Raw genomic sequence first — 26,813 nt, 5'->3', positions numbered from 1 at the left:
GATGCCGGTCCTGCGCCGACGGCTGCTCGGCTTGGTCTTCTTTCTCGTGGTCGCGCTGTTCCTCACCGCGACCATCACCAAGTTCAACAAGACCTTCCAAGACTTCACCGACGTCACCCTGCTGACCGACTCCACCGGCAACGCGCTGCCCGCGAACGCCGACGTGAAGGCGCGCGGCATGGTCGTCGGCGAGGTCCGCGAGGTCAAGCCCGCGCCCGACGGGTCGGTCGAGGTGATCCTCGGCCTCGACCCGACCAAGGCGAAGGAACTGTCGGACAAGACGACCGCGCGCATCCTGCCCAAGACCCTCTTCGGCGAGCGGTACGTCGCGCTGCAGGTCCCCGAGGACAACAACGGTCCGACCCTGACCAACGGCGCGACGATCGAGACCGATCAGAGCGGCAACGCCCTCGAGGTCCAGCAGTTGTTCGACAAGCTCCTGCCGGTACTCGAGGCCATCCCGCCGCAGGACCTCAACGCGACACTCACCTCGCTGTCGAAGGCGTTGTCGGGACGCGGTGAGCAGCTCGGCACGACGCTCGAGGAGCTCGACCAGATCTTCGTCGCGGTCAACCGGAACCTGCCCGATCTCGAGGGCACACTCGAGGGCCTGGCGTCCTTCTCACGGACCTACTCGCAGGCACTGCCCGACGTCGTCGATGCGCTGGACTCGTTCCGCACCACGTCGAACACCATCGTCGAACGGCAGAGCGATCTGCGGACACTGATTGCGACCCTCGGTGTGGCGTCCGACGACCTCACCGGATGGCTGCGCCAGAACCGCACCGACCTGATCGACCTGTTCGTCGACTCCGAGCAACTGCTCGTCGGGCTGGCCAAGCAGTCCCCGACGTTCGTCTGCACGTTCCGCAACTTCGCGGGTCTGATCCCCGAGTCACGCAACATCGTGGGCGAGGGCACCAAGAACCCCGGTGTGCGCGTGAACCTGCAGTTCGTCAACCCCCGTGGCCGTTACCTACCGAACCAGGACGAACCCCGTTTCATGGATCTCGACCCGCCCGCCGTGTGCTACGAGCCCGCCAAAAACGGTCGCCCGTTCCCGCAGTACCCGGGTGGCGGCCTCGCCGACGGCAGCTACCAGCCGCCGTCACGCAACGCGGGTCCGCGGACCGTCAAGCAACTCCCGCAGCCGCAGTTCAGCGGCATCCCCGCGGGAACGGTGAAGCCCAACCCGTTCGACGACCCGGACTACCGCAAGCAGCTGCAGGTCATCTACGGCGCGACCACCGGTGAGTCGCCGGAGTCGGTGCCGACCTGGGTCACCATGATCGCCGGCGGCGCCCTCCAGGGAGCGAAGGTCGACATCAAATGAGGTCGATCGTCGCGCCCCTGGTCAAGCTGATCATCTTCGCGGTGGTCACCGTGGTCACCACCAGCCTGCTCGCGCTCACCATCGCGAACGCCGGTGGTGACGGCGGTGCCGAGTTCAAGGCCGTCTTCTCCGACGCCACGCTGCTGAACGCCGGAGACGACGTCCGCATCGCGGGCGTCCGGGTGGGACAGGTGAAGAAGGTCGAGGTCTACGACCGCAACCGGGCGATGGTCTCGTTCAACGTCGACCGCGACCGGTTGCCGGACGGAACCCAGCTCTACATCCGCTACCGGAATCTCACCGGGCTGCGATACCTCGGCCTCGAGCGGGGAGCGGGTGACCCGTCGCAGACCGTGCCGCAGGGACACACCTTCGGTCTGGAACCCGGCAGCACCGACACGCATCCGCCGGTGAACCTCACCGAACTGTTCAACGGGTTCCGCCCGCTGTTCCAGCAGCTGTCGGCCGAGGACGTCAACAAGCTGACCGAGCAGATCATCGCGATCTTCGACGGGCAGGGCGGCTCGATCACGCGCCTGGTCAGCGACACCGCGGACCTGACGAACGCGATCGCGGACAAGGACAAGGTCATCGGTGAACTGATCGGGAACCTCACCAAGGTCCTCGACACCGTCAACCGCAACGACGAGCAGTTCACCAGCCTCCTCGACAACACCGAGAAGCTCGTGACCGGCCTTGCGGGGCAGCGCGGTTCGGTGGGATCGGCGATCACCTCGGTGTCCGGCCTGACCTCGGTCACCGCGAACATCCTCGGCGCGACGCGGCCGTCCATCCAGGGCGACATCGCCGGTCTGAAGTCGCTCGCCGACCAGATCAACAAGCGTGACGCGGACATCGAGGAGACGCTGACCAACCTGCCGATCAAGGCGCAGAAGATCGGCCGGGCCGCGACCTTCGGCTCCTGGTTCCAGTTCTATCTGTGCGGCATCGACGTGGTGGCCGGCAACGGCAAGTCGCCGCTGCTGACCCAGCCGGTGGTCCCGCTGCCCGACATCAATCACGTGCTCTACACCAGCGCGGCAACCCGCTGCTGGGCCGACGAGAAGCCAGGGGGGTGACCACGATGGCAGACGACAACACGAACGCCGACAACACGAACGACGCCGGGCAGAAGCCGGCGAAGGCGCAGCACCCCCATCGCCGTTTCGGTGGGCGACGCAGCCCGGTGAGCATCGGTGCCATCGGCATCCTGGTCCTGATGATGCTCGGACTCAGCGCGTTCTACCTGACCGACGTCCCGCTGCTGGGCGCGGGCGCCCGCTACACCGCGAAGTTCAGTGAGGCCGCCGGGCTGAAGCCCGGTAACGAGGTGCGTGTCGCCGGCGTGAAGGTCGGCGAGGTCGACGACGTGAAGCTCAACGGCGACCGCGTCGACGTCACCTTCAAGGTGGAGAACACCTGGATCGGCAACCAGACGCAGGCCTCGATCCAGATCAAGACGATCCTGGGCCAGAAGTTCCTGTCGCTGAACCCGCGCGGCAGCGAACCCGCCGATCCCGACGTCCCGCTGACCGACACGGTCGCGCCCTACGACGTCATCGAGGCGTTCTCGGCCGCGACGAATCAGATCGAGGACTTCGACAACGATCAGCTGGCCGAGTCGATGCGCGTGCTGTCCGACGCCTTCTCGGGCACCGCCGGCACCACCGGCCCGGCCCTCGACGGCCTGGCCCGGCTGTCGAACACGATCGCCAGCCGCGACCAGGAGGTGCAGAAGCTCCTCGCCGCGACCAAGGACACCTCGAGGCTCCTGGCCGATCGCAACGAGGAGTTCGTGCGCCTGATCGCCGGTGCGGGACAGCTGCTCGACGAGCTGAACAACCGGCAGCAGGCCATCTCCGCGCTGCTGGCCAGCACGACGAGCCTCGGCGACTCGCTCACCGGCATCGTGCGTGACAACGAGGAACAGATCGGACCGGCGCTCGACGCGCTGAAGGGCGTCAACGAGCTGTTGCAGCGCCAGAACCAGAACATCCGCGACTCGATCAAGTACATGGCGCCGTTCTATCGGCTCTACGCCAACGTGCTCGGCAACGGTCGCTGGTTCGAGTCGTCCGTGGTGAACCTGCTGCCGCCGGCGCTGCCGCAGCAGAACACGACGCGTCCGCCGAACAAGACGCTGGACCAGAACAACGGCGGAACGGAGGCAGGCTGATGACCGCGCCAGACCTGACACAGACCTCCGGCCCCGGCCGGTGGTTCACACCCCGCCACATCGTGGCGCTCGTCCTCGGCCTGATCATCGCGCTGGTCGTCGCCGGTGCGCTGTGGTGGGTGTTCTCGTCGATCGGGACCACCAAGATCACCGCGACGTTCAAGCGTTCCGTCGGCATCTACTCCGGTTCCGACGTGCGCATCCTCGGCGTGGCCGTGGGCAAGGTCGACTCGGTGACGCCGCAGGGCGACACCGTGAAGGTGACGATGACCGTCGACCGCGGCATCACCCTGCCCCAGGACGTCCGCGCCGTGCAGGTGATCCCGTCGGTGGTCGCCGACCGCTACGTGCAGCTGACCCCGGCCTACTCCGGTGGGCCGAAGGCCTCGCGTGACATCACCCTCGACGTGAACCAGACGATGGTCCCGGTGGAGGTCGACGAGCTCTACCGCAGCGTCAAGGAACTGTCCGACGCGCTCGGTCCCGACGGTGCCAACAAGCAGGATGGCACCGGACGTCAGGGCGCGGTGAGCGAACTCGTCGCGACCGGCGCCGCGAACCTCGAGGGCAACGGCGAGAAGCTCGGCGCCGCCATCGAGAACCTGTCGAAGGCGACCACGACCCTCAGCGACTCGCGCGGCAACCTCTTCGACACGGTCAAGAACCTCAACACCTTCGTCGGCGCGCTGCGCGAGAACGACGCCCAGGTGCGGCAGTTCAACACGCAGATGGCCTCGTTCAACCAGTTCCTGGCCGGCGAACGCGACCAGCTCGCGTCGGCGCTGAACAAGCTGTCGATCGCCCTCGGCGACGTGGCACGCTTCCTCGACGAGAACCGCGAGCAGATCGGCGAGACCGTCAGGGATCTCCAGCCGACCACGCAGGCGCTGCTCGACCAGAAGACCAACCTCAAAGAGGTCCTCACCGTTCTGCCGGTCACCATCAGCAACCTGATCAACGCCTACGACGCGGAGTCGGGAACCCTGGCGATGCGTCTGACGATCCCGGATCTGCAGGACCTGATCGGCGCCCAGTGCCGACTGCTCGATCTCGGTCAGCTGCTCCCGGGCAACCCGCAGGCCACGCAGTTCAGCAACACGCTCCGACCGCTGATCAGCCAGTGTGAGGCCCTGGGCAAGCAGATCACCGACGGCGTGCTCGAGCCGCTGCTTCCGGTGCTGCCCTTCGGCATCATGAGCAACAACAAGCTGCAGCGGGCGCCGGTCCCCGGCACGGTCCCGGGTAACCCCGATCCCGAGCTCGGCACCCCGTCGTCCTCGCGGGCACCCGCGCCGCCGGCCGCACGTGCACCCGCATCGTCGTCGACCACCAAGTCGACCACCCCGCGACCCCGGGGAGGCAACTGATGAACCCGCGTTCCATGCGTGTGGCACTGGCCGGTGCGGTCCTGTCGCTGACGGTGCTCGTGTCGGGCTGTATGTCCAACGGCATCCAGTCGCTGCCGCTGCCCGGCGGCGTCGACACCGGCGGTGACCCGCGCACCTACAAGATCCAGTTCGACGACGTGCTCGACCTGGTGCCCCAGTCGATGGTCAAGCGTGACGGCATCCCCGTCGGCCGCGTGACCAAGGTCGAGGTGCCGAATGATCAGTGGTTCGCACAGGTCACGGTCGAGGTGAAGAACGACGTCGACCTGTCCGACGAGTCCGAGGCGAGCGTCCAGCAGACCTCGCTGCTCGGTGAGAAGTTCGTCGCGCTGAGCGAACCCGACGGCAGCGCCGACGCGCCGCGCCAGAACCCGGCGGAGCCGATCCCGACGTCGCGGACGCGCACCGCCACCGACATCGAGCAGGTCCTCGGCGCGCTGGCGCTACTACTCACCGGCGGCGGCATCAACCAGATCCAGCCGATCGTCACCGAGCTGAACAAGACGCTCGACGGCCGGACCGACAAGGTCCGCGACCTCATCGATCAGTCCGAGAAGCTGATCGCCGGTCTCAACCGCCAGCGTGACGACATCATCGGCGCCATCGACGGTCTCGCCGAGCTGTCGGCGCGTACCGAGAAGCAGACCGCGCAGATCGACCGCATCCTCAAGCAGCTGCCGGAGGGCATCGAGGTGCTCGAGGAACAGCGCCCGCAGTTCGTCGAACTGCTGACCAAGCTCGACCAGCTCGGTCAGGTCGGCACCGACGTGCTCGGCAAGTCGCGCAAGGCCCTGATCAACGACCTGAAGGCGCTGCGCCCGGTGCTCACCCAGCTCGCCGCGGCCGCCCCGGACCTGATCACCGCCGCACCGCTGATGCTGACCCATCCGTTCCCGGACTGGCTGCTGCCCGGTGTGAAGGGCGACGCGACCAACCTCTTCATGACGCTGGACCTGCGCATCCTCAACCAGATCGAGGCTCTCGGCGTGGGGCAGGGAACACCGAAGTACTCGCCGCCGGCCCGGGTGAACGTGCCCGTCGACCCGCGGAACCCGTACTACGGCGGTAACGGACCGCGCTACGGCTGGCCGACGATCACCCTGCTGCCGCCCGCCCCGAACTCGCGCCCGGGACCGAATACGCCGCCGTCCGGCGGTCGCTACCCGGCATCGTTCTCGCGGTCGACCGACGGCGCCGGCCCGATGCCCGCACCAGCGACGCCCGGACAGGGCATTCTCGACGGTCCGCTCGCGGCCATGGGGCTGGCACCCGAGTCGCCGGGACCGACAGGAGCAGGACGATGATCGGCAAGTTCGTCAAGATCCAGCTGATCGTGTTCGTCGTGGTCGGTCTGGTGGCTCTGGTCTACGTCGGTGCGAAGTATGCGCGGCTGGACAAGCTGGCCGGTGTCGGCATGTACACCGTCACCGCGCAGCTGCCCGACTCCGGCGGCATCTTCACCAACGCCGAGGTCACCTACCAGGGTGTCCCGGTCGGACGTGTCGGTGGACTGACGCTGACCAAGACCGGCGTCGACGTCGCCCTCGACATCGACTCGGGCGGTCCGGACATCCCGGCGTCGGCGACCGCGGTCGTCGCGTCGCGCTCGGCGATCGGTGAGCAGTACGTCGACCTGCAGCCGACGACGTCGTCGGGTCCGTACCTCAAGGGCGGCGACGTCATCACGAAGTACAAGCTGCCCGAGCCGCTCGAGGACGTCGTGAAGTCGGCGATCGACTTCACCTCGTCGATCCCGGTCGACGACCTGCACACCGTGATCACCGAACTCGGCAAGGCGTTCAACGGTCAGAGCGAGAACCTGACCCGCCTCGTCGACTCGCTGGGCAAGCTGTCGCGCGCCGGCGTCGACAACCTGAGCCAGGTCGTGTCCCTCATCCAGGACTCGAACGTCGTCCTCGCGACACAGGCCGACCAGTCCGACGCGATCCTCACGTGGTCGCGGAACCTCGACCTGGTCACCGCGACCCTCGCGTCATCGGACCCGGATCTGCGGCGTCTGCTGACCACCGGCACGCTGTCGGCGACGGAGATCTCCGAGCTCATCCAGAAGAACGGCAACGACATCTCCAAGGTCGTGAAGGACCTCTCCGAGGTGGCCCGCACCATCGAACCGGCCACCTACAACACCTCAACGACCTTCGCGATGCTGTCCGCGCTGTCGGCCGGCAGCCATTCGCCGGCACCCGGCGACGGCCAGATCCACTTCGGCGTCGTGCTCGAGACCAACAACCCGGCGGCGTGTACGCGGGGCTACGGCAGCACCGAGGCGCTGATGGCGGAGATGCGGCGGAAGAACCCGGACTTCGACAAGCACTACGACGAGTTCCCGTTCAACACCGACGCCAAGTGCACCGTGCCGTTCGGCAATCCCACCTCGGTGCGTGGCGCCGAGCGCGCGCAGTACGCGAACCCCGCGTATCCCCAGCCGTGGGACTCCACGCCGAAGAAGGACCCCGACAAGCTGAACCTAAACCCGCTCGCCCGGCAGCTCGCAGCGCTGCTCGGCGTGCGGCCCAAGTAGACGACGCGGGCCGTTCAAGGCCCCGGCCCCGCCTCCCGGCGGACGCTGCGCCTTGGCCTGCGCTCAGGAGCGATCTATACAGTGTCTTCTGCTATGACTGGCACCACCGAACCCTCAGGCTATCCAGATCCGGATCACGGTCCGACCGAGAAGAGCACCGGTACCCGACCCGCGTCGACGCGGATCACCGGTGTCGTGCCGCTCGCGCTGGCGATCGTCGCGGTGATCGCGGCGACGGTGTGCGTGGTCGTGTTCGGAGTGCGTGCCTACGACGTCTACGCCGACCAGTACCCGGCGCAGCAGACGCGGGACGAGGCCACCCAGGCGGCCGAACAGACCGTCCTGAACGTCACCACCATCGACCCCGCCGATCTCGACGGTTTCAAGAAGCGCGCCGAGGCGTCCCTGACCGGCAAGGCCAAGGAGGAGGTCCTCGGCGGCAAGGACGGCAGCGTTCTCGACATGCTCTCGCAGGCCGGCCCCGGCACCGCGAAGCTGAGCGCGCGACTGGTGCGCAGCGCACCGAGCGAGGTCAACGCCGACGAGGAGAAGGCCAAGGTCCTCGTCTACGTCATCACCACTCTCGAACGTCCGGGTCAGCCCGGCGTCGACGAGACACGCGGCTTCGACGTCAGCATGGTTAAGGACGGCGACACCTGGAAGGCCGAGAACCTCCTCGGCCTGGAGGGCATCGCGTACTCCGACGGGGGCCAGGCAGGTAATGGCCAGGCGCCCGCACCGGCTCCGGGAGGGGGCAACTGATGGCCCAGAACCCGAAGAAGCCCGCCGGCAAACGTCGTCCGACACCGAAGGTCGCCGGCCACACCCGCGGTGCCGCGCGTCCGGACACCGACCAGGCGACCACCGATCCTGTTGTGCCCCAGTCGAAGTCCGATGAGACGACGGCCCCCTCGTCCCCTGAGGTGCGAGGAGCGAAAGCCGCCGGGCCGAGCGAGCGTAGCGAGTCGAGGTCGACGACCCCGTCGTCCCCTGAGGTGCGAGGAGCGAAAGCCGCCGGGCCGAGCGAGCGTAGCGAGTCGAGGTCGACGACCCCCTCGTCCCCTGAGGTGCGAGGAGCGAAAGCGACGAGCCTCGAAGGGCCCGGCGACGACACCACGAGAACCGACGCCGCCACCGAGAGCCCCGCGAAGCCGGACCTCACCAAGCCGAAGACCAGGCCCGTCTCCCGGGTCTCGACCCTGCGTCCCAGCGCGGCCGGCACGGCTGCGGACGCCGAGACCTCGTCGAACCGCCCGCTGGGCCGCCGCCCCGGACGCCGGGGGAGCGGTGGCGGCAAGAAGGTCGCGACCCCGCTGGCGGCCGTCCTCGCCGCGGTCGCGGTGGTGCTGGGCATCGTCGCCGTGGTCCTCGCGTTCCACCCGGGTGCGGACGTGGGCCCGAACAAGGCCTTCGTCGAGCAGGAGGCCACGTCGCAGCTGACCGGGCAGGCACAGGAGCGGATCTGTGCGGTGTTCGGTTACGAGCACACCGAGCTCGACGCCTGGCAGAAACGCGCGCAGGATGCGCTGACCGGGCAGGCGCGCGAGGAGTTCGACAAGACCTTCAAGGCGCAGAAAGACCTGATCACGCAGACCAAGACGGGCGCCGAGTGCCGGGTCGACACCATCGGGGTGAAGGACCTCACCGGCGGCGGTGACGGGGCGAAGGCGACCGTGATCGCGAACCTGATCATCAGCGAGACGCAGAACAGCATGGCCACCAACAGCGGTGCGCCGCGCGCGCAGTTCGCCATGGTCAAAGAGGGCGACACCTGGCGCATCCAGGGCGTCGAACCCTTCTGACGCCGGGTCTGGCGGGTGAGTCCGAGGACAACTTCGCGAAATTGGCGCGTACCGCTTGACGTTTGGGCGTTGTCGGGCCAGTCTGTGACCAGCGATCGACGTGCAGGCAGCCACCCGTGCGAAATCGCTTCTAGACGGGCTTGACAAAGTACGTCTACTTTCTGCTACAGTTGGACGTTGCGCTGGCTGCCTCCTGTCCATCTACCGATCCTTCTACGGCCACTCTTAGTTGTGTGTGCTGCGGTGATCGCCGATCTCAGGGTGTCACCAGCGAACGGCCCATCAAGCCACCGCACATCTAGGTTGTGAATAACGTCGTGTTGGAAGGACGCATCTTGGCAGTCAACCGCCAGTCCACCTCAACAATCCCCGGCGCGCCGCATCGCGCGTCATTTGCAAAGATCAGCGAGCCGCTGGAGGTCCCAGGCCTCCTCGACCTCCAACTCGATTCCTTCGAATGGCTCGTCGGGTCACCGGAGTGGCGCGCCAAGGCGATCGCCCGCGGAGACGAGAACCCGACCGGCGGCCTGGAGGACATCCTCCACGAGCTGTCCCCGATCGAGGACTTCTCCGGATCGATGTCCCTGTCGTTCTCCGAGCCGCACTTCGACGAGGTCAAGGCCTCCGTCGAGGAGTGCAAGGACAAGGACATGACCTACGCGGCGCCTCTGTTCGTCACCGCGGAGTTCATCAACAACAACACCGGTGAGATCAAGTCGCAGACCGTCTTCATGGGCGACTTCCCGATCATGACCGACAAGGGCAGCTTCATCATCAACGGCACCGAGCGTGTCGTGGTGAGCCAGCTGGTCCGTAGCCCCGGCGTGTACTTCGACGCCGCGATCGACAAGGCCACCGAGAAGACCCTGCACACCGTCAAGGTGATCCCGGGTCGCGGTGCGTGGCTGGAGTTCGACGTCGACAAGCGCGACACCGTGGGCGTGCGCATCGACCGCAAGCGTCGTCAGCCGGTCACCGTGCTGCTCAAGGCCCTCGGTTTCACGACCGAGGAGATCGCCGAGCGCTTCGGCTTCTCCGAGATCATGATGTCGACCCTGGAGAAGGACAACACCGCCAACCAGGACGAGGCGCTGCTCGAGGTCTACCGCAAGCTGCGTCCGGGTGAGCCGCCGACCAAGGAGTCCGCGGAGAACCTCCTGGAGAACCTGTTCTTCAAGGACAAGCGTTACGACCTCGCTCGCGTGGGCCGTTACAAGGTCAACAAGAAGCTGGGCCTGACCGGCAACCCGATGACCGGCGAGTCGACCCTGACCCGCGAGGACATCATCGCGACCGTCGAGTACCTGGTGCGTCTGCACGAGGCCGACCCGCACACCGTCACCTACATGACCGTGCCCGGTGGCGTCGAGGTGCCCGTCGAGGTCGACGACATCGACCACTTCGGCAACCGTCGCCTGCGTACCGTCGGCGAGCTGATCCAGAACCAGATCCGCGTGGGCCTCTCGCGTATGGAGCGTGTCGTGCGTGAGCGCATGACCACCCAGGACGTCGAGGCGATCACCCCGCAGACCCTGATCAACATCCGTCCCGTCGTGGCGGCGATCAAGGAATTCTTCGGAACCAGCCAGCTGTCGCAGTTCATGGACCAGAACAACCCGCTGTCGGGTCTGACCCACAAGCGTCGTCTGTCGGCGCTGGGCCCCGGCGGTCTGAGCCGTGAGCGTGCCGGCCTCGAGGTGCGCGACGTCCACCCGTCGCACTACGGCCGTATGTGCCCGATCGAGACCCCTGAGGGTCCGAACATCGGTCTGATCGGTTCGCTCTCGGTGTACGCGCGGGTCAACCCGTTCGGCTTCATCGAGACCCCGTACCGCAAGGTCGTCGAGGGTGTCGTCACCGACGAGATCGAGTACATGACCGCCGACGAGGAGGATCGCTTCCTCATCGGTCAGGCCAACACCAACTTCGACGGCAGCGGCCGCATCACCGACGAGCGTGTGCTGGTGCGCAAGAAGGGCTCCGAGGTGGAGTTCGTCGGCGCCGACGCCGTCGAGTACCTCGACGTCTCGCCGCGTCAGATGGTGTCGGTCGCGACCGCGATGATCCCGTTCCTCGAGCACGACGACGCGAACCGCGCCCTGATGGGTGCCAACATGCAGCGTCAGGCCGTGCCGCTGGTGCGCAACGAGTCGCCGCTGGTCGGTACCGGCATGGAGCTCCGTGCCGCCGTCGACGCCGGTGACGTCATCGTCTCGGGCAAGACCGGCGTGGTGGAAGAGGTCTCGGCCGACTACATCACCGTCATGTCCGACGACGGCACCCGCGACACCTACCGGATGCGCAAGTTCGCGCGTTCGAACCACGGCACCTGCGCCAACCAGCGTCCGATCGTGGACGAGGGTCAGCGTGTGGAGGCCGGCCAGGTCCTCGCCGACGGCCCCTGCACCGAGAACGGTGAGATGGCGCTCGGCAAGAACCTGCTCGTGGCGATCATGCCGTGGGAGGGTCACAACTACGAGGACGCGATCATCCTGTCGCAGCGCCTCGTCGAAGAGGACGTGCTCACCTCGATCCACATCGAAGAGCACGAGATCGACGCCCGCGACACCAAGCTCGGTGCCGAGGAGATCACCCGGGACATCCCGAACGTCTCCGACGAGGTCCTCGCCGACCTCGACGAGCGCGGCATCGTGCGCATCGGTGCCGAGGTCCGCGACGGCGACATCCTGGTCGGCAAGGTCACCCCGAAGGGCGAGACCGAGCTGACCCCGGAAGAGCGTCTGCTGCGTGCCATCTTCGGTGAGAAGGCCCGTGAGGTCCGCGACACCTCGCTGAAGGTGCCCCACGGCGAGACCGGCAAGGTCATCGGCGTGCGCGTGTTCAGCCGCGACGACGACGACGATCTCGCGCCCGGCGTCAACGAGCTGGTCCGTGTGTACGTGGCCCAGAAGCGCAAGATCCAGGACGGCGACAAGCTCGCCGGTCGTCACGGCAACAAGGGCGTCATCGGCAAGATCCTTCCTCAGGAGGACATGCCGTTCCTGCCCGACGGCACCCCCGTCGACATCATCCTGAACACCCACGGTGTGCCGCGTCGTATGAACATCGGCCAGATCCTGGAGACCCACCTCGGGTGGATCGCCAAGGCCGGCTGGAACATCAACGTGGCCGAGGGCGTTCCGGAGTGGGCGTCGAACCTCCCCGAGGACATGTACTCGGCGGAGCCCGACACCAACACCGCGACCCCGGTGTTCGACGGCGCGCGCGAGGAGGAGCTGACCGGACTGCTGTCCTCGACGCTGCCCAACCGCGACGGCGAGGTGATGGTCAACGGCGACGGCAAGGCGATGCTGTTCGACGGTCGCTCCGGCGAGCCGTTCCCGTACCCCGTGTCGGTCGGCTACATGTACATCATCAAGCTGCACCACCTGGTCGACGACAAGATCCACGCTCGTTCGACCGGTCCGTACTCGATGATCACCCAGCAGCCGCTCGGTGGTAAGGCGCAGTTCGGTGGTCAGCGCTTCGGTGAGATGGAGTGCTGGGCGATGCAGGCCTACGGTGCCGCCTACACCCTGCAGGAGCTGCTCACCATCAAGTCGGACGACGTGGTGGGCCGCGTGAAGGTCTACGAGGCGATCGTCAAGGGCGAGAACATCCCGGAGCCGGGTATCCCCGAATCGTTCAAGGTGCTTCTGAAGGAACTTCAGTCGCTCTGCCTGAACGTCGAGGTCCTCAGCTCCGACGGTGCCGCCATCGAGATGCACGACACCGACGACGAGGACCTGGAGCGCGCCGCTGCCAACCTCGGAATCAACCTGTCGCGCAACGAGTCGGCAACCGTCGACGACCTCGCCAACTGACCGCACGGGGGCTGCGCCCCCCGTGTGCCCCCCACAGACGAAGACAGAGCTCGCTCAGGAAGGCACAGAGTGCTCGACGTCAACTTTTTCGACGAACTGAAGATCGGCCTGGCCACGGCCGACGACATCCACAACTGGTCATACGGTGAGGTCAAGAAGCCGGAGACGATCAACTACCGCACGCTCAAGCCCGAGAAGGACGGCTTGTTCTGCGAGAAGATCTTCGGACCCACCCGCGACTGGGAGTGCTACTGCGGTAAGTACAAGCGCGTCCGCTTCAAGGGCATCATCTGTGAGCGCTGCGGCGTCGAGGTGACCAAGGCCAAGGTGCGCCGTGAGCGCATGGGCCACATCGAGCTGGCCGCACCGGTCACGCACATCTGGTACTTCAAGGGTGTGCCGAGCCGGCTGGGCTACCTGCTCGACCTGGCGCCGAAGGATCTCGAGAAGATCATCTACTTCGCCGCCTATGTGATCACCGCGGTCGACGACGAACTGCGTCACAACGAGCTCTCGACCCTCGAGGCCGAGATGGAGGTCGAGAAGAAGGCCGTCGCCGATCAGCGCGACGCCGACCTGAACGAGCGTCAGCAGAAGCTCGAGCAGGATCTCGCCGAGCTCGAGGCCGAGGGTGCCAAGGCCGACGTGCGCCGCAAGGTGCGCGACGGCGCCGAGCGCGAGATGCGTCGTATGCGCGACTCCGCTCAGCGTGAGCTCGACGGCCTCGAGGAGATCTGGGACAAGTTCGTCAAGCTCTCCCCGGGCGACCTCATCATCGACGAGAAGCTGTACCGCCAGCTCGAAGAGCGCTACGGCGAGTACTTCCAGGGTTCGATGGGTGCCGAGGCGATCAAGAAGCTCCTCGAGACCTTCGACATCGACGCCGAGGCCGAGTCGCTGCGCGAGACCATTCGCAGCGGCAAGGGCCAGAAGAAGCTGCGTGCCCTCAAGCGTCTCAAGGTCGTCGCCGCGTTCCAGCAGTCGGGCAACTCGCCGCTGGGCATGGTCCTCGACGCCGTTCCGGTGATCCCGCCGGAGCTGCGCCCGATGGTTCAGCTCGACGGTGGCCGCTTCGCGACCTCCGACCTGAACGACCTGTACCGCCGCGTCATCAACCGCAACAACCGCCTCAAGCGTCTGATCGACCTCGGTGCCCCGAGATCATCGTGAACAACGAGAAGCGGATGCTGCAGGAGTCGGTCGACGCCCTGTTCGACAACGGTCGTCGCGGCCGTCCGGTCACCGGACCGGGCAACCGCCCGCTGAAGTCCCTGAGCGATCTGCTCAAGGGCAAGCAGGGTCGTTTCCGTCAGAACCTGCTCGGTAAGCGCGTCGACTACTCGGGCCGTTCGGTCATCGTCGTCGGCCCGCAGCTGAAGCTGCACCAGTGTGGTCTGCCGAAGCTGATGGCTCTCGAGCTGTTCAAGCCGTTCGTGATGAAGCGTCTGGTCGACCTGAACCAGGCCCAGAACATCAAGTCGGCCAAGCGCATGGTCGAGCGTCAGCGCCCCGCGGTGTGGGACGTCCTCGAAGAGGTCATCGCCGAGCACCCGGTTCTGCTGAACCGTGCGCCGACGCTGCACCGCCTCGGTATCCAGGCCTTCGAGCCGCAGCTGGTGGAGGGCAAGGCCATCCAGCTGCACCCGCTGGTGTGTGAAGCCTTCAACGCCGACTTCGACGGTGACCAGATGGCAGTCCACCTGCCGCTGTCCGCCGAGGCGCAGGCCGAGGCCCGCATCCTGATGCTGTCGTCGAACAACATCCTGTCGCCGGCGTCGGGCCGCCCGCTCGCCATGCCGCGTCTGGACATGGTGACCGGTCTGTACTTCCTGACCACCCTCAAGGAGGGTGCGGCAGGGGAGTACACCCCGGCCACCGCCGACGACGTCGAGCGTGGCGTCTACTCGAGCCCGGCCGAGGCCATCATGGCCGTCGACCGCGGACAGCTCACCGTGCAGTCGCGCATCAAGGTGCGCCTGACCGATCAGCGTCCGCCCGCCGAACTCGAGGCCGAGCTGTTCCCCGAGGGATGGCGTTTCGGTCAGCCGTGGTCGACCGTCACGACGCTGGGTCGCGTGCTCTTCAACGAGCTGCTCCCGATCGAGTACGCGTTCGTCGACGAGCAGATGCCGAAGAAGCGTCAGGCCGCGATCATCAACGATCTCGCCGAGCGCTACCCGATGATCGTGGTCGCCCAGACCGTCGACAAGCTGAAGGACGTCGGCTTCTACTGGGCCACCCGTTCGGGCGTCACCGTCTCGATGGCCGACGTGCTCGTGCCGCCGCAGAAGGCGGAGATCCTCGACCGTTACGAGGAGCGTGCCGACGGCCTGGAGCGCAAGTTCCAGCGCGGTGCCCTCACGCCGGACGAGCGTCGCGACGCACTGGTGGAGATCTGGAAGCAGGCCACCGAAGAAGTCGGTAAGGCCATGGAGGACTTCTACCCCGAAGACAACCCGATCATCATGATCCCGAAGTCGGGTGCCACCGGTAACCTGACGCAGGTTCGTAACCTGTCGGGCATGAAGGGTCTGGTGACCAACCCGAAGGGTGAGTTCATCCCGCGCCCGATCAAGTCCTCGTTCCGCGAGGGCCTGACCGTCGCCGAGTACTTCATCAACACGCACGGTGCCCGTAAGGGTCTGGCGGACACGGCTCTCCGTACCGCCGACTCGGGTTACCTGACCCGTCGTCTGGTCGACGTGTCGCAGGACGTCATCGTTCGCGAGACCGACTGTGGCACCGAGCGCGGCATCAACGTGCCGCTGGGTGAGAAGCAGCCCGACGGCTCGATCATCCGCGACGCGCATGTCGAGACCTCGGCATACGCACGCACCCTGGCCGCCGATGCGGTCGACGCCGACGGCAACGTCGTCGTCGAGCGTGGCCACGATCTCGGCGACCCGGCCATCGAGGCTCTCCTCGCTGCCGGCATCGCCCAGGTCAAGGTCCGGTCGGTCCTCACCTGTGCCACCGGCACCGGTGTGTGTGCGCACTGCTACGGCCGTTCGATGGCCACCGGCAAGCTCGTCGACATCGGTGAGGCCGTCGGTATCATCGCGGCCCAGTCGATCGGTGAGCCCGGTACCCAGCTGACGATGCGTACGTTCCACCAGGGTGGCGTCGGTGACGACATCACCGGTGGTCTGCCGCGTGTCCAGGAGCTCTTCGAGGCCCGCGTGCCCAAGGGCGTCGCGCCGATCGCGGAGGTCTCCGGCCGGATTCGTCTCGAGGACGACGACCGCTTCTACAAGATCACGATCATCCCGGACGACGGTTCCGAAGAGGTCGTCATCGACAAGATCTCGAAGCGTCAGCGTCTGCGCGTGTTCAAGCACGACGACGGTTCCGAGCGGCTCCTCGCCGACGGTGACCACGTCGAGGTCGGCCAGCAGCTCATGGAGGGCTCGGCCAACCCGCACGAGGTCCTGCGTGTCATGGGTCCCCGTCAGGTGCAGATCCACCTGGTCAACGAGGTCCAGGAGGTCTACCGAAGCCAGGGTGTGTCGATCCACGACAAGCACATCGAGACGATCGTTCGTCAGATGCTGCGTCGCGTGACGATCATCGATCACGGTGCGACCGAGTTCCTGCCCGGTTCGCTCGTCGAGCGTTCCGAGTTCGAGGCGGCCAACCGTCAGGTGGTCACCGAGGGTGGCGAGCCCGCAGCCGGACGTCCGGTGCTCATGGGTATCACCAAGGCCTCGCTCGCGACCGAGTCGTGGCTGTCGGCGGCGTCGTTCCAGGAGACCACTCGTGTCCTGACCGACGCGGCGATCAACAGCCGCAGCGACAAGCTGATCGGTCTGAAGGAGAACGTGATCATCGGTAAGCTGATCCCGGCCGGTACCGGTATCAACCGTTACCGCAACATCCAGGTTCAGCCGACCGAAGAGGCGCGTGCCGCGGCCTACGCGGTGCCGTCGTACGACGACACCTACTACAGCCCGGACGGCACCTTCGGTGCTCCGGCCGGCGCTGCGGTGCCGCTGGACGACTACGGTTTCTCCAACGAATACCGGTAAGCCGTACTGAGCTGAAAGGCCCTCGCACTCGTTGAGTGCGAGGGCTTTTCGCTGTTCCGGGAGACTCAGTGCACGGGAAGGGTGGTGACGGTGCGTGTGGTGAGCAACAGGTCGTAGTAGCGGCCGCCGGGGTAGTAGGTCGGGGTCACGGAGTCGGCCACCATGTCCGACGACCACCCGGTCGCCAGTGCGCGGATGACCCGGCCGTTGCGGGGTCGCGGCACGGCGAGTTCGGACACTTCACCGATGAGGTCGGTCGAATCGCCTTCGGCGTCGATGTGGATGCCGGTGACCAGTCGCGAGCCGAGGAACTCCTGCCGCGTGGTCCGCTGGAGGACGGACACGCCGGACTCGAAGGTGTTCGACACCGACGGCTGCGACGCCAGCACCCGGATCGGGAGCCGGGCGGCACCGAGAGATGCTGCGGCGGAAGCGAAGTGGGTGCCGAAGAAAGAGTTGACGGGATCGAACAGCATGATCCCGGCCAGGCGCCGGTAGGCGGCCGGGTCGGCGCGCCGGAGCGCGTCGGCCGCGACCACCACGAATTCGCCGCCGGCCGAATGCCCCGCGAAGACCATGCGGTACGGCATCGTCACGTCGGGACGGTGGGCGGCGTCCCGTGCTCGGACGAGACTGGTCCCGAGCGGGCCGGCGGCGTCGCGGCCCGACCCGAACACCCCGCCGACGGTCCGGGCGAACGCCGCGTTGTCGGCGATGTTGAACGCGACGGCGCACCCGCCGAGGTTCACCGAGTCCAGCGTCGGGCTCACGACGAGGAAACCGGCGCTCGCGTATGAGCGGGCCAAGGAGTCGAGGTTGGCCGCCGTCCGGGAGAAGCCGTGCTGGAGCCAGACGAGTGCCGTAGGCCGACCTGGTGGGAAATACCAGCGGGCCGCGACCTGTACAGGTTTGCCCGCACATTCGGTGGCGATGACGGACGACGACACGACCACCGGCGCAGGGGCGGCCGGCGCGGCCAGTACGGCCGGCGGCGGCACCACCACGAACATGACGAAGGCGGCGAGTGCCGCGATCCACGGCCAGTGGAACGATCTGCCCGACATCCGCCCAGTCTAGGTCGGCCGGACGCCGGGGACGGAGGTTCGCCGACGAGTCCCGGACGATCCGGGTCAGAGGTTGCGCTTCACCAGTTTCCCGGTCGGCGTGCGCGGCAGCGTGTCCCGGAAGATCACCTCGCGCGGCAACTTGAACCTCGCGATCCGCGGACGCAAGTGCTCCAGCAGCGCTTCGGCGAGGTCGTGGTCGCCGCTCGCTCCGTCGACCGGTTGGACGATCGCGGCGACCCTCTCCCCGAGGTCGGCGTCGGGCAGTCCGACGACTGCCGCGTCGAGCACCGACGGATGCGCGAGGAGCGCATCCTCGATCTCGCGGGGGTAGATGTTCACCCCGCCCGAGATGATCAGGAACGAGTCCCGATCGGTGAGAAAGAGGCGCCCCTCCTCGTCGACGTAGCCGACGTCTCCCGTCGTGGTCCACGTCGGGTGATCGGGGTGCTGCGCGGCACTGGTCTTCTCCGGGTCGTTGTGATACTCGAAAGGCAACCGGTCCCGCTCGAAGTAGATGGTGCCGATCGTTCCGGGCGGCGTCTCGGCGCCCGACTCGTCGCAGACGCGGATGGTGCCCAGAGCGGCCCGCCCCACTGTTCCCGGGTGTTCGAGCCACTCCTGGGTGTCGACGATGGTGAGACCGTTGAGCTCGGTGGACGAGTAGTACTCGGAGAGGATGGGCCCCCACCAGTCGATCATGGCCCGTTTGACGTCGACCGGGCACGGGGCCGCGGCGTGCACCGCGACTCTCATACTCGAGGTGTCGTACCGGGCGCGCACCTCCTCGGGGAGGCGCAGCATGCGGACGAACATCGTCGGCACCCACTGGCTGTAGGTGACGCGGTACTTCTCGATGAGCGCCAGTGCTCGTTCCGCGTCGAATCGTTCCATCACCACCACGGTGCCGCCGAGGGCCTGGACCGACGCGCACGTACGGAGGGGTGCTGCGTGATACAGCGGCGCGGGGGACAGATAGACCGTGTCGGGTCCGACGCCCCACACCGACTGGTTCATCGCGGTCATCGTGTCGCCCGGCTCGTGGATCTGACGGCCCGGCAGTTGGGGTTTGATGCCCTTGGGGCGCCCGGTGGTGCCGGAGGAATACAGCATGTCCGCGCCACGCGGTTGATCTCCGGGCGGCTCGGTCGGTTGCCGCGCCGCAACAGCATCCAGTTCGTCGTGACCGTCGATGTGCCCGGAGTACGCGAACCGCGTCGTCACGTTCGGGGTGAGGGGGATGAGCTCGGTGCCGATGTCGGCGAGAGCGGCGTCGACGATGAGTGCGGTTGCGCCGCAGTCGGACACGATGTGGGCGCTCTCGCCGGCGGTGAGGTGCCAGTTCACCATGGTCAGGTACAGGCCGGAACGCATTGCCGCCCAGTAGATGTCGAAGACCCGGGCGGTGTTCGTGGCGAGTACTGCGAGATGGTCGCCGGGTTGAAGGCCGCAGTCGGCCAGAGCCCGGGCCATCTGGATGGACCGGGACTCCAGCTGTGCGAACGTGACGGTCTCGCCGCCCTCGGCCATGATGACCGCGGGGTCGTGGGGTCGGCTGGTGAGATGGGCTCCTGGGTACATGGCGTCGGCCTCCTGACCGTGTCGGGACCGTGGGTCAGTACAGGTAGTCCTCGCCGCTGGCACGCACCGTGACATCGGAAAGGCTGATGCCCCAGGGCTGGTCGATGACGTGGACGACGGCGTCGGCGAGGTCGTCGGGCTTGATCAGCCAGTACTTGATCGAGTCGACGTCGGTGAGTTCGGCGGGCAGGTCGTCGTTCATCAGGGCGGTGACGTGCTCACCGTACGAGGCGGCGCGCTGGCCGACGAGCCCCATGATGGCGGTGTCGTTGACGATCCAGCTGGCGAGGTTTGTGCCGGTGATCCCGGTCGGTTTGACCGTGGTGACCTTGATCTTGCCCTTGGCCTCGATCCGCAGCGAGTCGGAGATGGTGGTGACCGCCGCCTTCGTCGCGCTGTAGACGCCGGACCCCTCGATGCCGGCGTTGCCGTAGATCGACGAGATGTTGACGACCTGTCCGCGGCCCTGCGCGATCATCTGGTCGTAGACGGCGGAGATGCCGTTGACCACGCCCTTGATGTTGATGTCGATGGCGGCATGCCACTTCTGCCATGCACGTTCGTGATCGGCGAAGTAGGCCAGCGGCATGACGCCGGCGTTGTTGACCAGGACGTCGATCGAGCCGAAGCGGTCGACGGCTGCCGTCGCCGCCGCGGTCACCTGCTCCATGTCGGTGACGTCGGCGACCTGGGCGAGAGCCGAACCGCCGGTGCCGCGGATGCCGTCGACGACGGCGTGGACGTTCTCGGCGTTGACGTCGACACCGACGACGTGCGCGCCGGCCGCGGCGGTCTTCTCGGCGATCAGTTTGCCGAAACCGCTTCCGGCGCCGGTGATGACGATGACTTTGTCCTTCAGGTACTCGGACATGTGTGTGCTCCGTTCAGGTGGGATCGGGAAGGGCGATGTGCGGATGAATCGGTGGTGTCAGACGATGTCGACGGCGTCGAGGACCCCGGCGATGTACTGCCGGTCCCCGGCGACCGTCACCGCTGACCGCCATGCGCTGCGGGTCGTGCCCCAGCGGAGGAAATCGATGGCGGACGAGGCCGCGACGTCGGCCGGGAGATCCGCGGTCTCGGTCACGGTGACGATTCCGCCCGCTGTGTCCCGGCCGAGGACGAACGAGCGGTCCGTGGCACCGGTGAGGTGCAGGCCGATCGGCCGCTCGAGTGTGGGATACAGTGCGGCGCCGTTCATCTGCGGCAGGCCCGCGATCATCCAGTCGATGGCGGGGTCGATGGCGGCACTCACCGACACCTCGGCGGAATCCAGCGGCCCGAACGGTTTCAGCAGATCGCTGGTCAGGTGCACCAGGTGGTCGAAGGCGACGGCGTCGCCGAGCTGGTGCAGCCGGTAGGTGCCCAGGTCGAGCATGTCCAGCGGCTGGTCCCGAAGCTCTTCTCCCTGTAGGGCAGTCAGGGTGGCGAGGCCGGCTTCGGACTGCGCGCGGTAGTACTCGACGGCCTGCTCCGAGGTCCAGTCGGCGCGCTCGCGCACCGCGGCGTCGTTGAGCCGCTCGGATGTCCCGCTCGGGTTGTCGGGGAAGACCAGGCCGGGGTCGGCGATGAAGTTGAAGAAGAACCCCATGTGGGTGACGACATCGTGGACGCGCCATCCGTGGCATGCGCTGTCGGCCGCCCAGTCGGCGGGCGTGAGTCGGTCGAGGAGTGAGAGGGTGTCGTTCACCAGCGCCTTGGCGGCGGTGACTCCGGCGTCGGACATGCCGATCGCCTCCTTCGGAAGTGAGGGGACGGGAGGGGGGAATGTTCAGGCGGGCAGGAAGATCGACTTGAGGTTCTGGTAGGCGGCGAGGCCCTCGGGGCCGAGTTCGCGGCCGATGCCGCTGGCCTTCACGCCACCGAAGGGCGAACCCCAGTCGAGGTTGAAGTAGTTGACGCCGAACGAACCGGTCTCGACGCGACGGGCGACGTCGACGCCGCGTTCAGGGTCGGAAGTCCACACGGTGCCGCCGAGGCCGTACGACGAGTCGTTGGCCAGCGCGATGGCGACGTCGACGTCGTCGTAGCGCAGCACCGTCAGGACCGGGCCGAACACCTCTTCGCGGGCGATGGTGGCCGAGTTGTCGATGCCGGCGAAGACGGTCGGCTCGACGAAGAACCCGCGGTCGACGCCCGACGGCGTGCCACCACCTGTGGTGACCGTGCCGCCCTCGGTGCGGCCACGCTCGATCAGCGACAGCACCCGGTCGCGGTGCCGGCCGCTGGCAAGTGGCCCGACCGCCACGCTCTCATCCATCGGATCGCCGACCGGCAGCGACGCGCACATCGCGCTGATGGCATCGAGGTACTCGTCATAACGGCTGCCGGGCACCAGGATTCGGGTGGACATGTAGCAGGTCTGGCCGGTGTTGAGCAGGGATGCGGTGGCGAGGCCGCCGACGGTCTGCTCGAGATCGGCGTCGTCGAGCACCAGGGCCGCGGACTTGCCGCCGAGTTCGAGGGTCACGGGACGGATGAGTTCGCCACAGACACGGCCGATCTCGCGACCGGCCGGGGTCGATCCGGTGAACGCGACCTTGTCGACGTGCGGGTGCGACACCAGGTGACGGCCGATCTCGCTGCCGCCGTTGACGATGTTGAGGACGCCGGCGGGCAGTTCGGCGGCGATGGCCGCCTCGGCGAGGACGTAGGCGTCGAGGCTCGTCTCGGGGACGGCTTGAGGACCACGGTGCAGCCGGCGGCCAGCGCGGGCGCGATCTTGAACATCGAGAGGACCGCCGGGAAGTTCCACGGCGCGATCGCGCCGACGACGCCGATGGCCTCGCGGCGCACGATCGTCGAGCCGGGCAACGGTTGGCTGGTACGCGTCTCTTCCACAGGGGTGGATTCGACGAGGTCGGCGTAGTAGCGCAGCAGCTGAACCGGGGCGGCGCCTTCGGCGAACCGCGCCAGCGCGATGGGCATGCCGTTCTCCGACGTCACCGCTGTTGCGCGGTCCTCGGCGCGCTTGTCGAGCTCGTCGGCGAACCGTCGGAGATGTGCGGCGCGGTCGGCGGGGGACAGGTCTCGCCAGCCCGACGACCGGAAGGCGGTGCGCGCGGCTGCCACGGCGGCGTCGACGTCGGCGGTGGTCGCCTCGGGTACCGAGCCGAACTCCTCTTCGGTGAGCGGCGAGATGACCGGGATCGTCGCCGAGCCGGACGGCGTGCGCCAGCCGCCGTCGATGTAGAAACTCGCGCGAACGGATTCGATGGTGGTCATCTCGTACTCCCCTTGCTGTGTCAGCTGCCGAGCGTCCGGCGGTCTGTGTCCATGGTCACTTCGGAGACCGCCAGATTTCTTGACATCTCACGACTCATATTTGACAGTTGGTGCCATGGCCGACCTCATCTGCGCCTCGTCACTCAGTCAGCTGCCCGAGTTGATAGAGGAGTACGGCGGTGACGCCGGGGCGATGCTCGCGCGGGTCGGCGTGGATTCGGGCGTCGTCGGTGCCTACGACCGGTTCGTCCCGTTCACCGCGCTGTCGACGGTCATCGGCCTCTGCGCCGCCGAGTTCGGGGTCTCCGATTTCGGCCTCCGGCTCGCGGCCAGACAGGACCCGGACATCCTCGGGCCGGTCGCGATCGCGGCCCGGAACGCCGTGACCATCGGGGATTCCTTCCAGCAGATCTCCGCCTTCGCCCATGTGTACAGCCCGGCCATCACCGCGCAGATGCACGACGGCGAGCGGGAGGTCGCCTACGAGTTCGACATCGTGCTTCAACGCGTGCCGTACCGGCCGCACGTCGTGGAGCTCGCGATGGGTGTCACCCGGTCGACCTTCCGGATGACGTTGGGACACGACTTCCGGGCCAACCGGATCACGTTGACGCACCCGCCGATGTCCGACCCTCGCGTCTACACCGACTACTTCGGCTGCCCCGTCGACTTCGAGGCCCCGGCCAACCTGGTGGTGTTCCCGCGCGGCGTCATGCAGCGGACGCTGCCGCGTGTCGACGCGCTCGCCTACGACGTGGCGGTCCGGTTCATGACCGGCCACGACCGGGAAACAGCTTTCGCCGACGCGGTGTCGGCGTTGATCGTCAGGTCGTTGCCGGCGGGTGCCGCCACGCTCGACACGGTGGCGGGCCTGTTGATGATGCACCCGCGTGCGGTCCAGCGGGAACTCGCCGAGGGCGGCACCACCTTCGAGGAGCTCGTCGATGATGCGCGTCGCGATCTGGCGCTCTCGTTGCTCGCGAATCGCGGTGTCCCGCTGTCAGCTGTCGCGCGGCAGATCGGCTATTCCGAGCAGAGCACGCTCACACGTAGTTCTCGACGCTGGTTCGGAAAGCCGCCGCTTGCGAAGCGACGCGAGCTGACCGGGCAGCCGGCGGTCACGGCCGGGCGGCGAGCGGCGCCATGATCCCGGGCTGACCGTCGGTCCGAGGGTCCCGGTCGTCACTTCTCCCGGTTGCGGGTGTCCCGGTCGTCGGGTCCGGAATCCATGAGCTCGTTGGGGTCCTCGATGCGGACGTCGTGATCGTCCTCGAGTCGACTCGCCACCTCGCGCAGCAGACCTCGTGCGGCATCGTCCATCACGCGGACATGCGTCAGGTCGAGGATCACCCTGCCGGTCGAAAACCCCTCGCAAGCACGGGTTGCAATGATCTCCGCGCCCGCGAACCGCACGTCGCCCTGGACTTCGACGACGGTCGTGCCGTCACGTTCCTCGACCGACCGCAGTGCCGGCAGTCCCGACGGCGCGACGTGCATCATGTGCAGTTCCATGTCGCGCGAGAGCCTTTCGAAGACGGCGACCCCGCGTACGCTGTTGCCCTGCTCGTCGAGACGAGGCGACCACACCGCGACCCCGACCTGTCCGGGCAGTACACCCAGGATCGCCCCGCTCACACCGCTTTTCGCGGGTATCCCGACCCTTGCCATCCAGCTGCCGCTGCCGTCGTACATGCCGCAGGTGGCCATCACCGACAGCAGGTGCCGGGTGATCCGGCCGTCGAGGAGGCGTTCGTCGTCGGTGGTCGTCGACAGTCCGCCGTTCGCGAGTATCGATCCCATGACCGCGAGGTCGCGGCAGCTCACCTTGATCGCGCACTGCGCGGCGTATCCGTCGACGACCTCGTCGGGTTCGTAGTCCAGCTTGCCCGCCGACCTCAGCAGGTAGGCGAGGGCGGTGTTGTGGTCGTCGGAGGCGAGTTCGGAAGAGTGAACCTCGGAGTCCACAGACACTTTTCGGCCCGCGAGGGTACTCACCAGGTCGACGATCCGGTCGACCCGTTCGGTGGCGCCGTCACCGTCGAGCATCCCGTGGACGGCGATGGCCCCGGCGTTGATGAGCGCGTTGCGGGGTCGGCCGGTCTCGGCCTCGAGCGAGATCTCGTTGAAGGCGTCGCCGGACGGTTCGGTGTCGACGCGGTCGAGGACACCGTCGAGTCCCCGGTCCTGCAGCGCGAGTGCATAGGCGGGCAGCTTCGCGATGGACTGCATGGAGAACTCGTGGTCGGCGTCGCCGGCGGTGTAGACGGTCCCGTCGACGGTGGCCAGGGCGATGCCGAAGGACGTCGGATCCGCCCGCTCGAGTTCACGGTTGCCGGACATGACGTCGCCGGCGTCGTCATCGCGGCAGTCGCGCAGTACCTGGTGGAGATAGTCGTCGATGGGGGATCGCATATCCCACCGTAGCCACGGCCCATGGCGGGCCTGCGCTCAGTTGTCGCGGTAGGGCAGGTACTGCGCCGACCAATGGTTGCCATCCGGGTCGGTGAAGTACACGAAGTGACCCCAAGGCTGTACGTCGACCTCGCTGGCGTCGACGCCCGCTGCGATCAGCTGTTCGTGTGCGGCGTCGATGTCGGTGACACAGATGATGAGCGGGCCGGTGGACCCGGGTGCCCTGTCGGTGATGGCCTTGCCGAAGGCGATCGAGCAGTTCGATCCGGGAGGCGTCATCTGGACGAAGCGGATCTCCTCGCTCACGGTTCCGGTCCTCTTTCCGCAAACCCACCCCTTTTCGGCAAAGCCACCGGCTCGCAAGGGGGTGGAAATGCCGAAAAAGGGTGGGTTTGCGGGAGGAACTAGACCGACGAGAACCGCACGGCGGCCTGGACCTGGGCTGCCACCGCGCGCCCGACGCCGAGCGGCCAGCGGTACATGACGTATTCGGCGGCCTGGTCGACGCTCAACTGCCGGCTGGAGTTGCCGGCCCGCACCCAGAACTCGGGGAGTGCATTGTTCTTCGTGCCGCGCAGGTACACCGGCCGCGGCGACGGGGTGCACTCCACCCGGCACACCGGAACCTCGGCGGGGCCTTCGGAGTCTGCGGTCGCATCGGCCGGGCGCGCGACCTGTTCGAAGAAGATGCCCACCTCCGCGGCGGTGCTCTGACCCAGCATGGTGGTCAGCGTGTCCCGCAACCACAGCTCGAACCGGTCGGCGTCGGGCTGGCGCAGCAACGTGAAATCGGCGTCGAGACCGAGGGGAGTGCCGTCGTCGTCGACGCCGATCAGCAGGTTCCCGCCGTCGGAGTTGAGGAATGCGGCGACCGTCTTCACGATCACCGCCTCCATCGCGGGATCCCGCTGTTTGGTGCGCAGGTTCATGCGGGCGGTCGACTTGAACTCGACACGTTCGGATTCCCCGGACTCCAGGAGCTCGGGGACCGAGATGCCGGTCGGGCTCTGCAACCGTGCCGCGACGAGCGCGTAGGCGCCGACCGCCACGATCGAACTGACCAGTCCGAGGAGGATGGTCACCGGGTGCCAGATGTTCATGCGGTGATCGACGGCGCCGGCGATGAACAGTCCGACAGCCGTGCCGAGGATCGAGAGCACCATGCAGGATGTCGTGTTCAGGCGCGCACGGCGGCGTAACAGCCACTTCGCGACAGAACCGAAGAGCCAGGCCACGATGAGGACGAGCACGAGCGCGGTCGCGGTCGCCCACACCGGAATGGCGAACTCCAGTGCGCCGATGTTTCCGCGATCGGGGTCGGCCAGGAGTATCAGGTCAGCTCGCACACCGGACAGTATGACGAATCGGACATGGGTTCCGGCCAATCGGACTCAACGCGAAATCCCGGCCGCGAAAGGCGACCGGGATTCGGCGTGAGAGT

16 protein-coding genes and 3 pseudogenes are annotated in these 26,813 nt (G+C 67.1%); 11 read left to right on the top strand and 8 right to left on the bottom strand.

All coding sequences use genetic code 11. The features are described from left to right. Nucleotide 1 precedes the first annotated feature (1 nt). From BLU62_RS17615 to BLU62_RS17570, 10 genes and pseudogenes are all read left to right on the top strand, one after another. A complete protein-coding gene (locus tag BLU62_RS17615; RefSeq protein ID WP_074851098.1) occupies nucleotides 2-1,333 on the top strand; it encodes an MCE family protein in 1,332 nt (443 codons plus the stop codon). Further along, nucleotides 1,330-2,412 carry an MCE family protein gene (locus BLU62_RS17610; protein WP_074851097.1) on the top strand — a complete coding sequence of 361 codons (1,083 nt, stop codon included), beginning with the start codon at nucleotides 1,330-1,332 and terminating at the stop codon, nucleotides 2,410-2,412. Before BLU62_RS17615 ends, BLU62_RS17610 begins: the two co-directional genes overlap by 4 nt. Before the next feature lie 5 nt (nucleotides 2,413-2,417). Then, nucleotides 2,418-3,509, top strand: a complete 1,092-nt coding sequence (locus BLU62_RS17605; protein ID WP_074852978.1) for an MCE family protein — start codon at nucleotides 2,418-2,420, stop codon at nucleotides 3,507-3,509. Next, the gene (locus BLU62_RS17600) at nucleotides 3,509-4,876 is read left to right on the top strand and encodes an MCE family protein (protein WP_074851096.1); all 1,368 of its coding nucleotides are present in this window, start codon (nucleotides 3,509-3,511) and stop codon (nucleotides 4,874-4,876) included. The genes BLU62_RS17605 and BLU62_RS17600 overlap by 1 nt, the downstream gene beginning before the upstream one ends. After that, nucleotides 4,876-6,201, top strand: a complete 1,326-nt coding sequence (locus BLU62_RS17595; RefSeq protein WP_074851095.1) for an MCE family protein — start codon at nucleotides 4,876-4,878, stop codon at nucleotides 6,199-6,201. Before BLU62_RS17600 ends, BLU62_RS17595 begins: the two co-directional genes overlap by 1 nt. After that, entirely contained in the window at nucleotides 6,198-7,439 is a 1,242-nt protein-coding gene (locus BLU62_RS17590; RefSeq protein WP_074851094.1) for an MCE family protein, read from the top strand. Before BLU62_RS17595 ends, BLU62_RS17590 begins: the two co-directional genes overlap by 4 nt. Before the next feature lie 93 nt (nucleotides 7,440-7,532). Then, the gene (locus BLU62_RS17585) at nucleotides 7,533-8,201 is read left to right on the top strand and encodes a hypothetical protein (RefSeq protein ID WP_099047867.1); all 669 of its coding nucleotides are present in this window, start codon (nucleotides 7,533-7,535) and stop codon (nucleotides 8,199-8,201) included. Then, complete coding sequence (locus BLU62_RS17580; protein WP_099047866.1) at nucleotides 8,201-9,241, top strand: hypothetical protein; 1,041 nt, start codon at nucleotides 8,201-8,203, stop codon at nucleotides 9,239-9,241. Before BLU62_RS17585 ends, BLU62_RS17580 begins: the two co-directional genes overlap by 1 nt. Nucleotides 9,242-9,576: 335 nt before the next feature. Beyond that, entirely contained in the window at nucleotides 9,577-13,065 is a 3,489-nt protein-coding gene (gene rpoB / locus BLU62_RS17575) for a DNA-directed RNA polymerase subunit beta (RefSeq protein WP_074852976.1), read from the top strand. Nucleotides 13,066-13,134: 69 nt separating this feature from the next. Next, nucleotides 13,135-17,090 (top strand): annotated as a pseudogene (locus BLU62_RS17570) (DNA-directed RNA polymerase subunit beta'). 65 nt (nucleotides 17,091-17,155) lie between these two features. Here the strand turns inward: BLU62_RS17570 and BLU62_RS17565 are convergent. The 5 genes and pseudogenes from BLU62_RS17565 to BLU62_RS17545 all read right to left on the bottom strand — a co-directional run bounded on the left by BLU62_RS17565 (nucleotide 17,156) and on the right by BLU62_RS17545 (nucleotide 22,960). After that, nucleotides 17,156-18,154 carry an alpha/beta fold hydrolase gene (locus tag BLU62_RS17565; RefSeq protein ID WP_074851092.1) on the bottom strand — a complete coding sequence of 333 codons (999 nt, stop codon included), beginning with the start codon at nucleotides 18,152-18,154 and terminating at the stop codon, nucleotides 17,156-17,158. 66 nt (nucleotides 18,155-18,220) lie between these two features. Beyond that, nucleotides 18,221-19,735 (bottom strand): acyl-CoA synthetase, encoded by a 1,515-nt coding sequence (locus tag BLU62_RS17560; RefSeq protein WP_074851091.1) that lies wholly within the window; start codon nucleotides 19,733-19,735, stop codon nucleotides 18,221-18,223. 34 nt (nucleotides 19,736-19,769) lie between these two features. After that, nucleotides 19,770-20,606 (bottom strand): SDR family oxidoreductase, encoded by an 837-nt coding sequence (locus tag BLU62_RS17555; RefSeq protein ID WP_074851090.1) that lies wholly within the window; start codon nucleotides 20,604-20,606, stop codon nucleotides 19,770-19,772. 57 nt (nucleotides 20,607-20,663) lie between these two features. Next, the gene (locus tag BLU62_RS17550; protein WP_074851089.1) at nucleotides 20,664-21,461 is read right to left on the bottom strand and encodes a maleylpyruvate isomerase family mycothiol-dependent enzyme; all 798 of its coding nucleotides are present in this window, start codon (nucleotides 21,459-21,461) and stop codon (nucleotides 20,664-20,666) included. Nucleotides 21,462-21,506: 45 nt separating this feature from the next. After that, a pseudogene (locus tag BLU62_RS17545) lies at nucleotides 21,507-22,960 on the bottom strand (aldehyde dehydrogenase). Nucleotides 22,961-23,075: 115 nt separating this feature from the next. Here BLU62_RS17545 and BLU62_RS17540 point away from each other — a divergent pair. After that, nucleotides 23,076-24,107: an AraC family transcriptional regulator gene (locus BLU62_RS17540; RefSeq protein WP_074851088.1), complete on the top strand. Its 1,032-nt coding sequence runs from the start codon at nucleotides 23,076-23,078 to the stop codon at nucleotides 24,105-24,107. Between the two features lie 35 nt (nucleotides 24,108-24,142). Here BLU62_RS17540 and glsA read toward each other — a convergent pair whose 3' ends face one another. The 3 genes and pseudogenes from glsA to BLU62_RS17525 all read right to left on the bottom strand — a co-directional run bounded on the left by glsA (nucleotide 24,143) and on the right by BLU62_RS17525 (nucleotide 26,718). Next, nucleotides 24,143-25,372 (bottom strand): glutaminase A, encoded by a 1,230-nt coding sequence (gene glsA / locus BLU62_RS17535; RefSeq protein WP_074851087.1) that lies wholly within the window; start codon nucleotides 25,370-25,372, stop codon nucleotides 24,143-24,145. 36 nt (nucleotides 25,373-25,408) lie between these two features. Further along, nucleotides 25,409-25,681, bottom strand: a pseudogene (locus tag BLU62_RS17530) (VOC family protein); the annotation flags it as partial. 95 nt (nucleotides 25,682-25,776) lie between these two features. Then, a complete protein-coding gene (locus tag BLU62_RS17525) occupies nucleotides 25,777-26,718 on the bottom strand; it encodes an AlbA family DNA-binding domain-containing protein (protein WP_074852975.1) in 942 nt (313 codons plus the stop codon). Nucleotides 26,719-26,813 lie beyond the last annotated feature (95 nt).

The organism is Gordonia westfalica, from assembly GCF_900105725.1.
Classification (GTDB): domain Bacteria; phylum Actinomycetota; class Actinomycetes; order Mycobacteriales; family Mycobacteriaceae; genus Gordonia; species Gordonia westfalica.
This window is presented reverse-complemented; position numbering and strand designations above follow the sequence as displayed.